14 protein-coding genes are annotated in these 14,914 nt (G+C 61.1%); all 14 read right to left on the bottom strand.

Features of this window, described 5'->3' with window-relative positions; genetic code table 11:
• Positions 1-16: 16 nt before the first annotated feature.
• The 14 genes from nudB to O0882_RS21575 all read right to left on the bottom strand — a co-directional run bounded on the left by nudB (position 17) and on the right by O0882_RS21575 (position 14,871).
• Positions 17-481 (bottom strand): dihydroneopterin triphosphate diphosphatase, encoded by a 465-nt coding sequence (gene nudB / locus O0882_RS21640; RefSeq protein WP_289951356.1) that lies wholly within the window; start codon positions 479-481, stop codon positions 17-19.
• Positions 482-566: 85 nt separating this feature from the next.
• The gene (aspS, locus tag O0882_RS21635) at positions 567-2,369 is read right to left on the bottom strand and encodes an aspartate--tRNA ligase (protein ID WP_289951355.1); all 1,803 of its coding nucleotides are present in this window, start codon (positions 2,367-2,369) and stop codon (positions 567-569) included.
• Positions 2,370-2,432: 63 nt separating this feature from the next.
• Complete coding sequence (locus O0882_RS21630) at positions 2,433-3,074, bottom strand: DUF502 domain-containing protein (RefSeq protein WP_096233558.1); 642 nt, start codon at positions 3,072-3,074, stop codon at positions 2,433-2,435.
• Positions 3,075-3,113: 39 nt separating this feature from the next.
• Positions 3,114-3,422, bottom strand: coding sequence for an FmdB family zinc ribbon protein (locus O0882_RS21625; RefSeq protein WP_116743048.1), 309 nt, complete (start codon positions 3,420-3,422; stop codon positions 3,114-3,116).
• A gap of 90 nt (positions 3,423-3,512) precedes the next feature.
• Complete coding sequence (locus tag O0882_RS21620) at positions 3,513-4,115, bottom strand: methyltransferase (RefSeq protein WP_289951353.1); 603 nt, start codon at positions 4,113-4,115, stop codon at positions 3,513-3,515.
• Positions 4,116-4,133: 18 nt separating this feature from the next.
• Positions 4,134-5,705, bottom strand: coding sequence for a ubiquinone biosynthesis regulatory protein kinase UbiB (ubiB, locus tag O0882_RS21615; RefSeq protein WP_289951352.1), 1,572 nt, complete (start codon positions 5,703-5,705; stop codon positions 4,134-4,136).
• The gene (locus tag O0882_RS21610; protein ID WP_289951351.1) at positions 5,702-6,340 is read right to left on the bottom strand and encodes an SCP2 sterol-binding domain-containing protein; all 639 of its coding nucleotides are present in this window, start codon (positions 6,338-6,340) and stop codon (positions 5,702-5,704) included. The genes ubiB and O0882_RS21610 overlap by 4 nt, the downstream gene beginning before the upstream one ends.
• A gap of 152 nt (positions 6,341-6,492) precedes the next feature.
• The gene (locus O0882_RS21605; protein ID WP_289951350.1) at positions 6,493-7,437 is read right to left on the bottom strand and encodes a Tim44-like domain-containing protein; all 945 of its coding nucleotides are present in this window, start codon (positions 7,435-7,437) and stop codon (positions 6,493-6,495) included.
• A gap of 31 nt (positions 7,438-7,468) precedes the next feature.
• Positions 7,469-8,203, bottom strand: a complete 735-nt coding sequence (gene ubiE, locus O0882_RS21600; RefSeq protein WP_010394608.1) for a bifunctional demethylmenaquinone methyltransferase/2-methoxy-6-polyprenyl-1,4-benzoquinol methylase UbiE — start codon at positions 8,201-8,203, stop codon at positions 7,469-7,471.
• A 29-nt stretch (positions 8,204-8,232) separates the two neighbouring features.
• Entirely contained in the window at positions 8,233-9,477 is a 1,245-nt protein-coding gene (locus tag O0882_RS21595; protein WP_289951347.1) for a sigma-70 family RNA polymerase sigma factor, read from the bottom strand.
• A gap of 2 nt (positions 9,478-9,479) precedes the next feature.
• Positions 9,480-9,824 carry a YciI family protein gene (locus O0882_RS21590; RefSeq protein WP_289951345.1) on the bottom strand — a complete coding sequence of 115 codons (345 nt, stop codon included), beginning with the start codon at positions 9,822-9,824 and terminating at the stop codon, positions 9,480-9,482.
• Positions 9,825-9,922: 98 nt separating this feature from the next.
• Positions 9,923-10,372 (bottom strand): DUF971 domain-containing protein, encoded by a 450-nt coding sequence (locus O0882_RS21585; protein ID WP_289951343.1) that lies wholly within the window; start codon positions 10,370-10,372, stop codon positions 9,923-9,925.
• A gap of 9 nt (positions 10,373-10,381) precedes the next feature.
• Positions 10,382-10,831 carry an HIT family protein gene (locus tag O0882_RS21580; RefSeq protein WP_289951341.1) on the bottom strand — a complete coding sequence of 150 codons (450 nt, stop codon included), beginning with the start codon at positions 10,829-10,831 and terminating at the stop codon, positions 10,382-10,384.
• Positions 10,831-14,871, bottom strand: a complete 4,041-nt coding sequence (locus tag O0882_RS21575) for a DUF3683 domain-containing protein (protein WP_289951339.1) — start codon at positions 14,869-14,871, stop codon at positions 10,831-10,833. Before O0882_RS21575 ends, O0882_RS21580 begins: the two co-directional genes overlap by 1 nt.
• Positions 14,872-14,914: the final 43 nt, after the last annotated feature.

Below are 14,914 nucleotides of genomic sequence, written 5' to 3'. Positions count from 1 at the left end.
ATGCTTTCTAGGGAAATCAGGTGGGACGCGCCAGGCCCGTCATGGCCGGCAATTGCAAAATCGCTTCCGCGTTGGACGACGAGAAACAGCGGTCAGCCGCCGCCAGATACGGCAGCCACGCGTATTGCAAGTGTTCGCGGGGACTCAGCGTAATCACCGTGTCGCGCGGCACTTGCACGCTGAACACGTGTTCCGTGTTGCGCGTCACGCCGGGCGCATAGCGGTGGCGCCAGATCGGATAGATCTCGTACACATTCGACAAGTTCCAGTCGCGCAGCACGATGTCGTGTCCATCGGCAACGATGCCGGTCTCCTCACACAATTCGCGCGCGGCCGTCTGCAGCAGCGGCTCATCGACGGCGTCGACGGAACCGGTCACCGATTGCCAGAAACCAGGCTGGCCCGCGCGCTCGATCAGCAAGACGTCCAGATCAATCGTATGAATGACGACCAGCACGGAAACGGGAATTTTATGGTTCATATCAACAATGAAAAAGGCGCCTCGTCAGCGCCTCTTTTTGCATAGCATTATCAAACAGCGGCCGCCGCAGCGGCCGCATGCCGCATTACGCTACTTTTGGCTCGGCGCCGCGCAAACGGATGTGCAGCTCGCGCAGTTGCTTCTCGTCTACTTCCGACGGCGCTTGTGTCAGCAGACACTGGGCGCGCTGGGTTTTCGGAAAGGCGATCACGTCGCGGATCGAATCGGAACCCGTCATCATGGTCACGATACGGTCCAGGCCGAATGCCAGGCCGCCATGCGGTGGCGCGCCGTATTGCAGGGCGTCAAGCAGGAAGCCGAACTTCAGCTGCGCTTCTTCGGCATCGATTTTCAACGCACGGAAGACCTTGCTTTGCACTTCTTCGCGGTGGATACGGATCGAACCGCCACCCAGTTCCCAACCGTTCAAGACCATGTCGTAGGCTTTGGCGATGCAGGCGCCCGGATTGGTTTCCAGCATGTCTTCATGGCCGTCTTTCGGCGCCGTGAATGGATGGTGGGTCGCCGTCCAGCGGTCCGCTTCTTCGTCGTGCTCGAACATCGGGAAGTCGACCACCCACAATGGCTTCCACACGTCTTCGAACAGGCCGGCTTTCTTGCCGAATTCGCTGTGACCGATTTTCACGCGCAGCGCGCCGATGGCGTCATTGACGACCTTGGCCTTGTCGGCGCCGAAGAAGATCAGGTCGCCGTCTTGCGCGCCCGTCTGCTCGAGAATCGTGGCCAGCACGTCGGCAGGCAGGAACTTGACGATCGGCGATTGCAAGCCTTCAGGGCCCTTGGCTTTCTCGTTGACCTTGATGTAAGCGAGGCCCTTGGCGCCGTAGATGGCGACAAATTGCGTGTAGGCGTCGATTTCCGAACGGGGCATGCTGCCGCCTTGCGGTACGCGCAGGGCCACCACGCGGCCGCCCTTCATGTTGGCGGCGCCGTTGAAGACCTTGAATTCGACCGTTTTCATGATTTCGGTCAAGTCCGTGAAGGCCAGCTTGACGCGCATGTCCGGCTTGTCGGAACCATACAGGCCCATCGCTTCGGCGAAATCCATCACCGGGAACGGGTTCGGCAAGTCGATGTTCAGGGTGTTCTTGAAGACGACGCGGATCATGTCTTCGAACAGGTCGCGGATTTCCTGTTCCGTCAGGAACGAGGTTTCGCAATCGATCTGCGTGAATTCAGGCTGGCGGTCAGCGCGCAAGTCTTCGTCGCGGAAGCACTTGGTGATCTGGTAGTAACGGTCGAAGTTAGCGACCATCAACAGTTGCTTGAACAACTGTGGCGATTGCGGCAAGGCGAAGAAGCTGCCCGCGTTCACGCGCGACGGCACCAGGTAGTCGCGCGCGCCTTCTGGCGTGGACTTGGTCAGCATCGGTGTTTCGATGTCGATGAAGCCCAGCGCGTCGAGGTACTTGCGCACTTCCATCGTCACCTTGTAGCGCAGGCGCAGGTTGTTCTGCATTTGCGGGCGGCGCAGGTCCAGCACGCGGTGCGTCAGACGCGTCGTTTCCGACAGGTTGTCGTCATCGAGCTGGAACGGCACGGGCACGGACGGGTTCAGCACTTCCAGTTCCGAGCAGACTACTTCGATCTTGCCCGATTTCAGGTTGTTGTTGATGGTGCCATCGATACGGCTGGTCACGACGCCCGTCACGCGCAGGCAGAATTCATTGCGCACGGCTTCGGCGACCTTGAACATCTCCGCTTGTTCCGGGTTACAGACGATCTGCACCAGGCCTTCACGGTCGCGCAAGTCGATGAAAATCAGGCTGCCGTGGTCGCGGCGGCGATGTACCCAGCCGCACAGGCTGACGGTTTGTCCCAGCATGGCTTCGGTGACGAGGCCGCAGTATTCAGTACGCATAGACATAAAATTCTCAGTTCAGGTTAGTGAGTGTTCAATCCGGCCACGTCCCGCGTGGGACGCCTGCCTTTATTCTTTGGCTGCCGGGGCCGGTACAGCAACAACTTCCGCAGGCGCTACCACGCCCATCGAGACGATATATTTGAGCGCCGCATCGACGCTCATGTCGAGTTCGACGACATCGCTGCGTTTCATCATCAGGAAAAAGCCCGATGTCGGATTCGGCGTCGTCGGCACGTACACGCTGACATAGTCGCCCACCAGGTGGTTTGCCGCATCGCCGCCCGGCACGCCGGTCAGGAAAGCGATGGTCCAGGAATTCTGGTGCGGATACGGCACCAGCACGGCCTTGCGGAAGGCATTGCCCGACGGGGAAAACAGGGTATCGGACACTTGCTTGACGCTGGAATACAGGGAATTGACGATGGGTATGCGTTGCAGCAATTTTTCCCACAATTTCACCACGTAATTGCCGACCAGGTTATTCGTCAGCAAGCCCGTGAAGAACACGATCAATACCGTCAATACCGTGCCCAGGCCGGGAATGGTGCTCAGCGCGGGAAGCTGGTGGCCGAACCAGACGCTGGGCTTCGTACTGCCGGGCACCAGCAACAGCGACTGGTCCATCGTGCTGATCACCAGATTCAAGACCCAGGCCGTAATGGCCAGGGGTACCAAAATCAGTAATCCGGTAATAAAGTATTTACGCATCGGTTTCTCGGTAATGGAACGTATCGGCGCGGCGCGCTCTCAGTCCGCTTTCGGCGCAGCGGCAGCCGGGGCGGACGCAGCTGCCGCGGCAGGCGTGCTCTCGGCGGCTGGGGCGGGCTTGGCGCCATCGGCCGGACCCGTCGGAATGGCCGTGGTGGGCGCCGTGCCGCCGCGGAAATCGGTCGCGTACCAGCCGGTGCCCTTCAATTGGAAACCGGCGGCCGTCAATTGTTTCTTGAAACTGGGCTTGCCGCACGACAGGCACACCGTCAGTACTGGATCGGAGATCTTTTGCAAGACGTCCTTGGCAAAACCACACTCGTCACAACGGTAAGCATAAATCGGCATCTCTACTCCGAGAAAATCATCAAAAACCCTGAATTATAAAGCTTTTCCGCCATTCCCAGCGGAAAATGCCCGGCCGCGACCGTTGCCGCCTCAGTCCGCCCGGCGGCGCCAGCTCATCCAGCGTTCCTTGCCGGCAAAGACGGCGATGGAATCGTCCACGGCCTCATCGGCCAGGCAGTCGAAATGCGGCGCCAGCAAGGCCTGCAGTGTCTCTCGCGACATACCGAACGGCGGCCCCTTGGCATTGTCGTCAAAGAAAAAGTAGCCGGCCAGCATGGCGCCCGGCGCCAGCAGCTGCGCCCAGCGCGCCGCCACTTGCGGCCACATGGCGCGCGGCATGGCGCACAGAAACGCCCTTTCATAGATCAGATCCAGCGGTGCTGCTGGCTGCCAGGTGAAGAAATCGGCTTGCACCACCTGCCCTGCCCGTTCGCCGACGACGGCGCGCGCGGCGGCCACGGCGGCCGGCGAAAAGTCGATGGCCGTGGCATCCCAGCCGTGATCGAGCATGAAAACCAGTTCATACGCGGAGCCGCAGCCGGGAATCAGGCAGCGCAGGGGCGCCGGACTGCCGGCAACGAAGCGGCGCAAACGCGTGGGCACGCCGCCCTGGTCCCAGGGTGTAAATTGCTTCTCGAAACGCTCGTCCCAGAAGGCGGGCGAGAGCGGGTCGCGGGTTTGAAAGTCAGCCATCACTTACGTCCTTAGCCTTTAAAACGGCAATTGATGCCAGCGCATGAACACTTGCAAGCCCAGCGCGCCGAGCGCGAAGGCGCCCACGAAGTACACGATAAAGCTCAGCAAGCGGTTCGTCTGGCGTTGCTCTGCCAGCAAGGTTTTCATCAATTCCATATCGTTTTCACGCGGTTCGCCATGCACCGTCAAGGCCTGATGCAGCAAGCGCGGCAGTTGCGGGAAGATGTGCGCATAACGGGGTGCCTCGGCGCGCAGGCGTTCCATGAAGCCTTGCGGCCCCACCTGGTTGCTCATCCATTTTTCCAGGTAGGGCTTGGCCGTTTGCCACAGATCCAGTTCCGGATCCAGCTGGCGGCCCAGGCCTTCGATATTGAGCAGGGTCTTTTGCAGCAGCACCAGCTGCGGCTGCACTTCCACGTTGAAGCGGCGCGAGGTCTGGAACAGCCGCAGCAGAACTTGCCCAAAAGAAATATCTTTCAGCGGACGGTCGAAGATCGGTTCGCAGCAGGCGCGCACGGCCGCTTCCAGTTCATCGACACGCGTGTCTTTCGGCGCCCAGCCCGATTCGATGTGCGCCTCGGCCACGCGCTTGTAGTCGCGGCGGAAGAAGGCGAGGAAGTTTTGCGACAGATAATCCTTGTCGTAATCGTTCAACGTGCCCACGATGCCGAAGTCCAGCGCGATGTAGCGGCCGAACGATTCGGGCGCGATCGACACGAGAATATTCCCCGGATGCATGTCCGCATGGAAAAAGCCGTCGCGGAACACTTGCGTGAAGAAAATCTCCACGCCATCGCTGGAGAGTTTACGCAAATCCACGCCGGCCGCCACCAGGCGGTCGGTCTGCGACACGGGAATGCCGACCATGCGTTCCATGACGATGACGCTGCTGGAGCAATAATCCCAGTGCATTTCCGGCACCAGCAGCAAGTCCGAGTTGGCAAAGTTACGCCGCAGCTGGCTGGCGTTGGCCGCCTCGCGCATCAGGTCCAGCTCGTCGTGCAGGTATTTGTCGAACTCGCCTACCACTTCCTTGGGCTTCAGGCGCTTGCTGTCGGCCCACAGGCGGTTGGTCCAGTCGGCCGCGATGTGCATCAGGGCCACGTCTTCGTCGATCAGCTTTTTCATGCCTGGACGCAAGACCTTCACGGCCACTTCGCGGCCATCTTTCAGGGTAGCGAAGTGCACCTGGGCAATCGAGGCGGACGCCACCGGCTCGCGCTCGAAGCTGGCAAACAGTTGATCCGGGTGCGCGCCCAAGGACTTGACGATCTGCGCCACGGCCAGGTCGGAATCGAACGGCGGCACCCGGTCCTGCAGGCGCGCCAGTTCTTCGGCGATGTCGAGGGGCATCAGATCGCGCCGGGTCGACAGCACCTGGCCGAATTTCACGAAAATCGGACCCAGCTCTTCCAGCGCCAGGCGCAGGCGCATGCCCCGTGGCGACGACAGGTCGCGCCAGAATATCAGGGTGTCGATCAATTTGGCGGTGCGGGGAACTTGCAGACCAGAAATCGCTATCTCATCCAGACCGTACTTGATGGAAACACGGATGATTTTAAACAGGCGCAGGAATTTCAATATCATGTAGACAAATCCGGTGAAGAGGACTGCGGCTGGACGGCGGCGGCCGCCTTTTCCAGCCGGGCAAGGCGCTTGGCCAGGCGTTCGACATCATCGCGCACGCGCGTCACGCCAGAGGAATACTCTTGCAAGGTGGCAGGACGGATCAGCATCGGCTGTTCGTCGAGAAAATATTCGGCCACGTTTTCCGCCAGCTTTTGCTGGCCCGTACGCACAAAAGCGACGACATCCTTGGCGCCCGAAACAAGGCGCGTAGCCAGCATGGGGCCGACTACTTTTTCCAGGTCGTGCTCGGCTTCCCAGCGCAACCCCTTGCTCAATTGCGAAATAGCATTGGCAAACTCGGCATCGCCTTCGATTTTTACATACGAAAACGCCCGCTCGCGGTTTTGCAGGATCAGAGGCACATCGGACAATTTGACGCGGATGGTGACGTTGGCCGGCATATCGGCCGGCGCCGCCTCCAGCATGCCGGCGCTGTCGACGCGCAGGCGCAAGGCTACGGCGCCCGTGTCGATGCAGGCCAGCTTGCCGGCGTGCACGGCCAACTGCTGGCGCGCCCACGGCTCTTGCGCCAGCAAATGGTTGATGGTCGCGATGACGGGCGTCATCAGGGAGAGATCGGAAAGTGGTGCCATCTATATACTGCGCGCCGCGCGCGCCCCTAAAAAGAAAAAACCGCCCGTAAAACAACGTGGGCGGTTTCGATCTTACCAGTTCAGCGGGAAATATCTGTCAAGCATCATGCATTGCGCATGAACTTAAGCCATTATTCAGCAAGTTTTGACAATTAATTCAATTGCTGGATGCCTGCCAGGACCCAGCCGCTGTTGCCACTGACGGGTTTCGACATATTCCACACTTCCGCGAACGGCTCGGCTGCCGCGCCCGGCGCCGAACGGATCAGGCCCGTAAACTTCACGCTGGCCAGGTAGTCGTTGACGCTCGTCTCGATGCCCAGCAGTTCGGCATCGATGGTGACGACATCGGTAAAGTCTGGCTGCGCGCCCCGTTCCTGGATTTGCATGCGCAGTTCCCCATACACTTCCGGCGACGTGAATTCACGGATATCGTTGACGTCGGCCTTGTCCCAGGCCGCTTGCAGGCGAATGAAATTGCTTTTCGCGTGACGCAGGAAGGCTTCCTTGTCGAAGTCGCCTGGCACGCCCCATGGCGCGGCAACCTCTGCTGGCTTATCCAGGCCGACACCGGACGAGACGGGCTGCAGCGGCGGCAGCGGCGGAATGCGCGAACCGATGTCAGGCACGTTGCCTGCCGGTGCAGGCTGGTTGCCGAAGCCGGCGAACGGCGCATTGCCCGAGTTGGCATTGCTGTCGCGCTTGCCGCGCACCATGCGGTAGATGAAGTAGGCCACGCCGGCCAGCAAGGCCACCATCAGCAGGGTACTGATCATGCTGGCCAGGGCGCCGCCCAGGCCGAAATGCGACAGCAGCGCGCCCAGGCCCAGGCCCAGCAAGGCGCCGCCCAGCAAGCCCTTCCAGCGGCTCGGTGCCTTGGCGGCAGGTGCCGGCGCGGGAGCTGGCGCAGGTTGCGCCTGGCGTGGTGCGGCAGCCGGTGCCGGGGTTGGCGCCGGTGCGGGCGCCTGACGGCCCACGTTTTGCGATTGGCGGCCAAACGAACGGCCACCGCCCATCGGACGGGCCAGCGCCTCACCCAGCATGGATACCGTGGTCGCGGCCAACATCATGCCGACCATAAATTTCTTCAATTTCATTCCATCTCCTAAAATCACCAACATTGATGCATTACATCTTGATGCCGGTATGCAAAGCGGCAATGCCTGCCGTCAAATTGTAGTACTGCACGCGCTCCAGGCCCGCCGTTTCCATCATGGTCTTCAGCGTTTCCTGGTCCGGGTGCATGCGGATCGATTCTGCCAGGTAGCGATAGCTTTCCGCGTCGCCGGCGATTTTCTGTCCGAACCACGGCAAGACCGAAAACGAATACAGGTCATACGGCTTTTGCAGCGGTGCTGCCACCTTGGAAAACTCCAGCACCAGCAGCTTGCCGCCCGGCTTCAGCACGCGGCGCATTTCGGCCAGCGCCACATCCTTGTGCGTCATGTTGCGCAGGCCAAAGGCCACGCTGACACGGTCAAAATAATTGTCGGGAAACGGCAGTTTTTCCGCGTCACACAACAAGGTGGGGGTGAGCAAGCCGCGATTCAAGAGGCGGTCGCGGCCCACGCGTAACATCGATTCATTGATATCGGTCAACCAGACTTCGCCCGTGGGGCCCGCCTGCCTGGCAAACGCCTTCGACAGGTCGCCCGTGCCGCCGGCGATGTCGAGCACCTTGAAGCCGGGGCGCACGCCCGCGTTGGCAATGGTGAACGTCTTCCACAGACGGTGCAGCCCGCCCGACATCAAGTCGTTCATCACGTCATATTTGGCAGCGACGGAATGGAACACCTTGGCGACTTCGCGCACTTTGTCGTCTTCTGCAACTGTTTTGTATCCGAAATGGGTCGTATTGGTCATGGTAGGCAGTCTGTTTGAACTTGCACGCATTATACAAGCGGCAGGCGCATTTCCCCCTGACGCCGGAGAAGGTATTGCCTTTCCACTGTATTTGAAGCAAGCAGTGCCGCCTGCGCATACGCCGCGAGAGCACCCGCACGGTCGCCCTGGCGGCGCAGCAAGTCGGCCCGGGCCGCATGCAGATAATGCGAGTTGGCAAGGCTGGGCACGGTTTCCAGCCGCTCCAGCCACACCAGGCCGTGTGCGGCGCCATGCGCCATGGCGCAAGCGATCACGGCATTGAGCAGGATCAAGGGTTCCGGCTTGTGCCGCAGCAAGGCGCCGTACAGGACGTGGATCTGGCGCCAGTCCGTCTGGCTGGCCGTGGGCGCTTGGGCGTGCAAGGCGGCAATCGCTGCCTGCAGCTGGTATGGTCCCGGCGCGCGCGCCGGCAAGGCAAGTTCCAGCAGCGCCAGTCCCTCGGCAATCAAGTCCCCCTGCCACAGGCGCCGGTCCTGTTCTTCCAGTGTCAACAAATACCCCTCGGGCGACAGGCGGGCCGGGCCGCGCGACGCCTGCAGCAGCATCAAAGCCAACAAACCTTGCACTTCCGGCTGGTCCGGTTGCAGGCTGTCGAGCAGCCGCCCCAGCCGCAGCGCTTCCGCGCACAGGTCCGCGCGCAGCAAAACATCGCCGCCGCTGGCGCAATAGCCTTCGCTGAACACCAGGTAAATCACGTGCAACACTTGCGCCAGCCGTGGCGGCAAGTCTTGCGCTGGCGGCAACTCGAAGGGGATGCGCGCTTCAGCGATCTTGCGTTTGGCGCGCAATAGCCGTTGCGACAGGGCCGCTTCCGCCACGCCAAAGGCGCGCGCGATCTCGGCCGTGGATAGGCCACACAGGGTGCGCAGGGCCAGCGCCACCTGCGCCTCGGGTGCCAGCGCGGGATGGCAGCAGATGAACAGCAGGCGCAGCCGATCATACTCGATGGCTTGTGGCTCTTCCATCGCGGATGCCGGCAGACTCGACAGGATGAGCTCGGCATCCATGATGATGCTCTTGCCCGCGCGGCGCACCTGATCGAGGCCTGCATTACGGGCCACGGCACTGAGCCAGGCGGCGGGCTGATCGGGGATGCCCGTGCGCGGCCACAGTTCCAGTGCCTTGCGGCACGCTTCCTGCAACACGTCTTCCGCCAGGCCCAGGTCGCCAAAGCGCCGCATCAGGCCGGCCAGCACCCTGCCCTTTTCCTGGCGAAACACGTGTTCGACGGCCGACAGGGCGTCGCCGGCCATGCTCAGGCCGTGACGGGCCGCACTTCGATGGTGCCCAGCGAGGCTGCCGGACAACGCCCGGCCCAGGCCAGCGCCTCGTCCAGGTTGGCGCAGTCCAGCAGGTAATATCCGCCCAGCTGCTCCTTGGTTTCCGCGAACGGCCCATCCGTGATGACGGGCTTGCCATTGCGCACACGCACGCAGGTGGCGCTGCGCACGGGCGCCAGCTCGGCCCCACCGCGCAGCACGCCAGCCGCTTCCAGTGCCTGCGTATAGCTGGCAAAGTCGGCCATCAGGCTGGCCATCTTTCCTTCCGGCATGGTTTCATAGCGGGATTCATCGGCGTAGATCAGGATCAGGTATTCCATGGTCTCTTCTCCAAAAGAAAAATGCCCGCAAGCGCGGGCATTCATACGACGAATGGATATGCGGCAATCCGACAAGCTTACCGCACTATTTTTTCACCTTAGTGTTTATGCCCGCAACTGGGTCCATGGACGTGGCCGGAAGATTGTTTGACCGTCATGTCTGCCTTCGCGTCGCGGCCGCTGTCACCGGGGTAGCCGGCTGCCGTCAGCTGGTCCAGGTAGGCTTGCCACAGGGTCGCTTGCTGCGCGCCCAGCTTGTACAGGTAAGCCCAGGTGTACAGGCCGGAATTATGGCCATCGCTGAAGGTCGGTTGCACGGCGTAGTTGCCGACAGGTTCCAGGCCCGTGATGCCCACCAGGCGCTTGCCTAATTGCAAGGTTTCCTGGCCCTTGCCATGGCCCTGCACTTCGGCCGACGGCGAATACACGCGCAGGTATTCGAACGGCAACGTAAATGTGCTGCCATCGTCGAAAGCCACGTCGAGCACGCGCGATTGGTTGTGCACGGTCAAGCCGGTCGGTTGGGGTGTTGCTGTTTTTTCAGTCATGACGATACTTTATGCGGATAAACGTTGAATGATGGCGTCGCGCAAGGCCGGCAACTGGGCGCGGCGCGTGGCCAGTACTTCCGGCGCCGTCTCGCGCTGGACCACCGCCCAGCTGGGGTTCGGGAAATGCGCATCGTCGCGGTAGCGGGGAATCACGTGCCAGTGCACATGCGGCGTCACGTTGCCGAAACTGGCCACATTCACCTTTTCCGGCTGCATCACTTCACGCACGGCCAGCTCGACTTGCCACACGACTTCCATGACATAGTTGCGCTCACCCGGCGTCAAGTCCGTCATTTCCTTCACGTGCTTGTTCCAGATCACGCGGCAAAAGCCGGGGTAGCCTGGATCATCGACGGCCACCACGGACAAGCGTTCGCTGCGCCACAGCAAGGTCTCCAGACCCTGCTTGTTGGCGTAGCCATCCAGCAACTGGCACAAATCGCAGCTCGTGGACATTACACCAGCACCCGTTCGATGCCGCCGTCATTGGCGCGTTTCACATAATCCGGCATCCAGTTCTCTCCCAGCAAGTGTTTGGCGATCTCGACGACGATGTAGTCGGCCGTCGTGCCCGAATCATCATTGTAGCGCGACAAGCCTTGCAGGCACGACGGACAGCTGGTGAGGATCTTCACGTCGCCCGTGAACCCATCGCCGCGCAACTTGTCGGCGCCCTTGACCATCTCTTCTTCCTTGCGGAAACGCACTTGCGTGGAAATGTCGGGACGCGTGACGGCCAGGGAACCCGATTCGCCGCAGCAACGGTCATTTTTCTCGATCTTCACGTTATCCACCGTGCTGATCAGAGAATTGATCGTCTTGCCCGACTCTTGCAGTTTCATCGGATTGTGGCAAGGCTCGTGGTACATATAACGCGTACCGTTGACGCCTTCCAGCTTGACGTTTTTCTCCAGCAAATACTCATGGATATCCATGATGCGGCAGCCGGGGAAAATCTTCTCAAACTGGTACGTCGCCAGCTGGTCATAGCAGGTGCCGCACGAGACGAGCACCGTCTTGATGTCCAGGTAATTGAGCGTGTTGGCCATGCGATGGAACAGGACGCGGTTGTCCGTCATCATCTTCTCGGCCTTGTCGAACTCGCCTGCGCCCCGCTGCGGATAACCGCAGCACAGGTAGCCTGGCGGCAAGACCGTCTGCACGCCCACTTCCCACAGCATCGCTTGCGTCGCCAGACCCACTTGCGAGAACAATCGCTCCGAACCGCAACCGGGGAAGTAGAACACGGCTTCCGTATCGGCCGTGGTCGTCTTCGGATTGCGGATGATCGGGATGACTTTATCGTCTTCGATGTCGAGCAACGCGCGTGCCGTTTTCTTCGGCAAGTTGCCCGGCATCTTTTTATTAATAAAATGGATCACCTGCGCCTTGACGGGTGGTTTTCCCGTCGATGGCGGTGGCGCCTTGGTTTGCTTCTTGGCAAATTTCTTCAGCAAATCGTGGCCCAGGCGCTGCGCCTTGTAACCCCAGCCGATCATGACCTTGCGCGTGGCGTTGATGGTCACGGGATCGGTGGCGTTGAGGAACAGCATCGTCGCCTTGGTGCCCGGATTGAAGCTTTTCTTGTCCATCTTGCGCAGCAAGTTACGCATGTTCATCGACACGTCGCCGAAGTCGATGTTGACGGGACAGGGCGTGACGCATTTATGGCACACCGTGCAGTGGTCGGCCACGTCTTCGAACTCTTCCCAATGCTTGATGGAAATACCGCGCCGCGTCTGCTCTTCGTACAGGAAAGCTTCGATCAGGGACGAGGTCGCCAAGATCTTGTCGCGCGGCGAGTACAGCAAGTTGGCGCGCGGCACGTGAGTCGAGCACACGGGTTTGCACTTGCCGCAGCGCAAGCAATCCTTGACGCTGTCGGCGATGGCGCCGATATCGCTTTGCTGCATGATCAGCGATTCGTGGCCCATCAGGCCGAACGATGGCGTGTAGGCATTGCGCAAGTCGGCGCCCATGCCCGGCAGGTTCAGCAATTTGCCCTTGTTGAAACGGCCTTCCGGGTCGATGCGCTGCTTGTAGCTGCGGAACTCGCCGATTTCTTCTTCGGTCAAAAATTCCAGCTTGGTGATGCCGATACCGTGTTCGCCGGAAATGACGCCATTGAGCGAGCGGGCCAGGATCATGATGCGGCCCACGGCTTGGTGGGCATCCTGCAGCATTTCGTAATTGTCCGAGTTGACGGGCAAGTTCGTGTGCACGTTGCCGTCGCCCGCATGCATGTGCAACGCGACGAATACGCGGCTACGCAAGATACGCGCGTGAATCGCCGTCGCTTCGTCGAGGATCAGTTTAAAAGCGGCGCCATTGAAGATCTGGCGCAGCTGGGCGCGAATTTCCTGCTTCCAGGTGATGCGCACGGTGCGGTCCTGCACCACGTCGAACAGGGTGGCGTCCGGCTGTGTTTCCAGGCGTGCATCGAAGACGGGCAGCAAACGCTCCATGCCCAGCTCGGCCAGTTCGCCCTTTACGTCGGCCAGCGGGCGGTCCAGCTGGGCCAGCAGACAGGTCCAGCGTGCCGTGACTTGCGCCAGCAACTGCTGCACCTGCTCAGCGCGGTCGCCCAGCATTTCCGCGTCATCGACCCGGTCGTCCGAGGCGTCGTCGCTCTTGCCGATTGGCAAATTACCCTTGGCAAAGAATTCACTCAGGGCATCGGCCAGTTGCAGCTTGTTCTTGATCGACAGCTCGATATTGATGCGCTCGATGCCATCTGTGTATTCGCCCATGCGGTTGAGCGGAATCACCACGTCTTCATTGATCTTGAACGCATTCGTATGCTTGGCGATGGCCGCCGTGCGGGCGCGATCGAGCCAGAATTTCTTGCGCGCTTCAGAGCTGACGGCCACAAAGCCTTCGCCCACGCGGGTGTTGGCGATGCGCACCACTTCCGACGCCGCTTGCGCGACAGCATTTTCATCGTCGCCGACGATGTCGCCAAACAGGGCCATCTTCGGCAGCACGCCCCGCTTCGACTTGGTAGCGTAGCCGACGGCGCGCAGGTAGCGCTCGTCCAGGTGTTCCAGGCCCGCCAGGCGGATGGTCGTGTATTGCTCGCCCTTGGCCGGCAAGCCGTCGAGGTAATCCTTGATTTCCACGATCGACGGGATCGCGTCGCGCGCCTGGCCAAAGAATTCCAGGCAGACGGTGCGGGCGAATTTCGGCATCTTGTGCAAGATCCAGCGCGCCGACGTGATGAGACCGTCGCAGCCTTCTTTCTGGATGCCCGGCAAGCCGGCGAGGAATTTATCGGTGACGTCCTTGCCCAGGCCCTCTTTACGGAACTTGCGGCCAGGAATTTCCAGGATTTCCGTCTTGAACGGCGCGTTCGGTTTCGTCGCGTCGCGCGTGCTCGGGTGGCGCCATTCCAGCTGGAAACGTGCCAGTGCGATATCGTGGATCTTGCCCAGATTATGGTCGAGGCGCGTGACATCGAGCCAGTCGCCGTTCGGGTCGACCATGCGCCACGAGGCCAGGTTGTCCAGCGCCGTGCCCCACAGCACGGCCTTCTTGCCGCCCGCATTCATGGCGACGTTGCCGCCGATGCAAGAGGCGTGGGCCGAGGTCGGGTCGACGGCAAACACGAAACCGGCTTTTTCCGCCGCTTCCGACACTTTATTCGTGATCACGCCCGCGCCCGAATTGATCGTCGCGTATTCGTGGCTCAATCCCGGCAAGACCGTCATTTCCACAGCGCCCAGGGTGATGAGCTTTTCCGTGTTGATGACGGCCGACATCGGCGTCAAGGGAATCGCGCCACCCGTGTAGCCGGTGCCGCCGCCGCGCGGGATGATGGTCAGCCCCAGCTCGATACAGCCCTTCACCAGGCCGGCCATTTCCTCTTCCGTGTCGGGCGTGAGCACGACGAACGGGTATTCGACGCGCCAGTCGGTGGCGTCCGTCACGTGCGACACACGCGTCATGCCATCGAAGCGCACATTGTGTTTTTCCGTGTAGCGGCCCAGCACCTTGACCGTGCGTTTGCGCAAGTCATAGGTCTTGCGGAATTCGTCGCCGAAGTCCGCCACGGCCTTGCTGGCAGCCTTCAGCAGCAGTTCCACGTTGGCGCTGCGCGCCTTGGCCACTTCCGGCGCTTCGCCACTGGCCGCGACGTCGCCGCCGGCCGCATCGATGCCCAGGCGGCGCTTGTCGACTTCGGCCAGGCGGTGATGCAAGGCGTCGATCAAGCCCTGGCGGCGCTTCGGATTGTCCAGCAAGTCATCTTGCAGGTAGGGGTTGCGGCGCACGACCCAGATATCGCCCAGCACCTCGTACAGCATGCGGGCCGAACGGCCCGTCTGGCGGGCGCCGCGCAGCTCGTCGAGCAGGCGCCAGGAGTCCTCCCCCAACAGGCGTATGACGATCTCGCGATCGGAAAACGACGTGTAGTTATACGGGATTTCGCGCAGGCGGCTTGCTGCGGGACCATTCGGCGTTTCTGCCAGTAAAGCTTGGATATGTGCGGGAGCGTTCATGGAATGTGGTGACGATGTGGACTGGACCCTAAAGGACCATTTT

It is taken from the genome of Janthinobacterium sp. SUN073 (genome assembly GCF_030397665.1).
Classification (GTDB): Bacteria; Pseudomonadota; Gammaproteobacteria; order Burkholderiales; family Burkholderiaceae_D; genus Janthinobacterium.
This window is presented reverse-complemented; position numbering and strand designations above follow the sequence as displayed.

Coding starts and splice junctions, on each gene's coding strand:
- nudB (WP_289951356.1), bottom strand. CDS start 481: ATGAACCATAAAATTCCCGTTTCCGTGCTGGTCGTCATTCATACGATT.
- aspS (WP_289951355.1), bottom strand. CDS start 2,369: ATGTCTATGCGTACTGAATACTGCGGCCTCGTCACCGAAGCCATGCTG.
- O0882_RS21630 (WP_096233558.1), bottom strand. CDS start 3,074: ATGCGTAAATACTTTATTACCGGATTACTGATTTTGGTACCCCTGGCC.
- O0882_RS21625 (WP_116743048.1), bottom strand. CDS start 3,422: ATGCCGATTTATGCTTACCGTTGTGACGAGTGTGGTTTTGCCAAGGAC.
- O0882_RS21620 (WP_289951353.1), bottom strand. CDS start 4,115: ATGGCTGACTTTCAAACCCGCGACCCGCTCTCGCCCGCCTTCTGGGAC.
- ubiB (WP_289951352.1), bottom strand. CDS start 5,705: ATGATATTGAAATTCCTGCGCCTGTTTAAAATCATCCGTGTTTCCATC.
- O0882_RS21610 (WP_289951351.1), bottom strand. CDS start 6,340: ATGGCACCACTTTCCGATCTCTCCCTGATGACGCCCGTCATCGCGACC.
- O0882_RS21605 (WP_289951350.1), bottom strand. CDS start 7,437: ATGAAATTGAAGAAATTTATGGTCGGCATGATGTTGGCCGCGACCACG.
- ubiE (WP_010394608.1), bottom strand. CDS start 8,203: ATGACCAATACGACCCATTTCGGATACAAAACAGTTGCAGAAGACGAC.
- O0882_RS21595 (WP_289951347.1), bottom strand. CDS start 9,477: ATGGCCGGCGACGCCCTGTCGGCCGTCGAACACGTGTTTCGCCAGGAA.
- O0882_RS21590 (WP_289951345.1), bottom strand. CDS start 9,824: ATGGAATACCTGATCCTGATCTACGCCGATGAATCCCGCTATGAAACC.
- O0882_RS21585 (WP_289951343.1), bottom strand. CDS start 10,372: ATGACTGAAAAAACAGCAACACCCCAACCGACCGGCTTGACCGTGCAC.
- O0882_RS21580 (WP_289951341.1), bottom strand. CDS start 10,831: ATGTCCACGAGCTGCGATTTGTGCCAGTTGCTGGATGGCTACGCCAAC.
- O0882_RS21575 (WP_289951339.1), bottom strand. CDS start 14,871: ATGAACGCTCCCGCACATATCCAAGCTTTACTGGCAGAAACGCCGAAT.